The sequence below is a fragment of the Roseixanthobacter psychrophilus genome (assembly GCF_043195195.1).
GTDB lineage: Bacteria > Pseudomonadota > Alphaproteobacteria > Rhizobiales > Xanthobacteraceae > NCEH01.
This window is the reverse complement of record NZ_JBAFWT010000112.1, coordinates 1-2,102: the sequence shown is the minus strand read 5'-3', so window position 1 is coordinate 2,102 and position 2,102 is coordinate 1. Positions and strand designations below refer to the sequence as shown.

The window sequence follows — 2,102 nt, the reverse complement described above, 5'->3', positions numbered from 1 at the left end:
TGTCACTTGGCACTTAATTATGAGAATTACATATAAACGATTCCAAATGCTTAGGTTGGCACTTAAATTGAGAATTGCAGTTAATTTGATAATCGCTCTTGGTGTTTGCCACTTAATGTGAGAATCAGGCTTACGGAGTTTTTTCACTCGCGAGCCTCTATGAGCGACCCATTTCCCGACGAAATTGATGAGGCGCTTTGGGATGAAGCGTGCCGGCGTGCGGATGCGATTCGTGGCTTTCTAAGGCGCCACCCCGGCCGCACTACGGCCGGAAATGTTGCGGGACTCGCGGCGGAACTCGGCCTTAGCCAAGCTACAGCTTACCGCATGGTCAAGCTGTTCCGCGCCGGCGGAACCGTCCTGTCGCTTGTGGACCGCAAACGCGGGCGGCCGGAGGGTCATCGCACCCTGGATGAGAAGCGTGAGGAAATCGTTCGGAGGACCATCAACGCGTTCTACCTGAAGCGGACACGACCGACGGTCTCGCAGCTGGTCCGGGACGTGCAGACGAACTCCATGTCGGCGGGGCTGAAGCCGCCGCATCGCAGAACGATCGTCGCTCGCCTTGAGGACATAGACCTCCAGAAGCGTGCCAGGCGACGCGGTGAACAGAAGATCGTCAAGGCGACAACGGCCGTTCCCGGAGCGTTCGGTGCCTCCCGCCCCCTCGAGGTGGTCCAGATCGACCATACCAAGGCCGATGTATTCGTTGTTGACGAGGAGACCCGGCAGCCGATCGGCCGGCCGTGGCTGACCTTGGCGATGGACATCTGCAGTCGGATGGTCACCGGGTTCTATCTCACCATGGACGCACCGTCGCGGCTGTCGACCAGCCTGTGCCTCTTGCATTCCGTCTTCGATAAGTCGGCATGGTTGAGAGAACGCGAGATCAGGGAGCCGTGGCCCGTGGCTGGCCTGCCGAACACGGTACATGTCGACAACGGATCCGACTTCCGAAGTCGAGCATTCAAGAGAGGTTGTGAGGATGCCGGGATGGCAATCGAATGGCGGCCGCCGGGCGAGCCGCGCTTCGGCGGTCACATCGAGCGTCTGATCGGCACGCAGATGGGAAAGCTGCACCTGCTGCCCGGGACAACATTCAGCAACGAACAGGAGCTCGGCGAATACAACTCAAAGCGGCACGCAGCGCTGACGTTGAGGGAACTCGAGCGCTACATCGCCCTCGATATCGTCGGCTCCTACCATCAGTCGATCCACAGCTCCCTGAGCCGCCCGCCGATTGCGGTCTGGCGGGAGCACGAAGGCGAGATCCCGCTTCGACTGCCACAGGATCGGCTCCGCTTCTGGCTGACCTTCCTGCCTGAGCAGGAGCGCACCTTGCGGCCGACCGGGATTCATCTGTTCGGCCTGCGCTACTGGTCGGCAGCGCTCACCGCCGACGTCGGGCGTTCTGAGCGCCGCCTGGTTGTGAAGTACGATCCGCGCGACCTGGCGCGCATCTTCGTTCGACGGCCATCAGGAAACTTTGTGGAAGCCCGTTATGCCGACGTCACCCTGCCCTCGATAACCCTGCACGAGGCGCTGACCGCCCGACGCACCCTGCTGGCGAAAGGCCGCCGTGAAGTCGACACCCGCGCCATCGTCCGCACCGCGTTGGTGCAGCGAGAACTGGTCGACGCCGCGACCAGAAAGACGGCGGCGGCGCGCCGCGGCGAGGCTTCGTCAAAATCGAAGGTGGACGATCGGGGATGGGGCTCGCTCCGCGGTGTCGACTCCAGCAAACCTGTACCCTTTGTTGAGGATACGGATTGAGCTGGAGTGAATATGAACGATGAAGTCTCCCACCTGACCGCCAGCGCAGCAGCACTGCTTGCCGAAACTGACGAGCGACGCATTCGAGCGATACGATCACGCCGCTGGGTTCTCTACCCGCGCGCCAAGCAGGCGCTCGACCGGCTGAGTGGCCTCCTCGACCATCCGCGAGGCACGCGCATGCCCTCGGTCGCGATCTATGGCGACAGCGGTATGGGAAAGACCATGATTATGAAGCGGTTCCGGGACGAGCACCCGCCGAGCTTCAATCCACTGACAGGCACGCTAAAGACACCGGTCCTGGCCATGGAAATGACCAGCCGTCCCGG

The 2,102-nt window shown here is 61.5% G+C and carries 2 protein-coding genes; both read left to right on the top strand.

Annotation, left to right across the window (positions count from 1 at the left end):
* Positions 1 to 159 precede the first annotated feature (159 nt).
* Positions 160 to 1,773, top strand: a complete 1,614-nt coding sequence (locus V5F77_RS28600; RefSeq protein ID WP_429008442.1) for a Mu transposase C-terminal domain-containing protein — start codon at positions 160 to 162, stop codon at positions 1,771 to 1,773.
* Between the two features lie 12 nt (positions 1,774 to 1,785).
* Positions 1,786 to 2,102 (top strand): TniB family NTP-binding protein (locus V5F77_RS28595; RefSeq protein WP_429008441.1); only part of this gene is annotated, 317 nt, incomplete at its 3' end.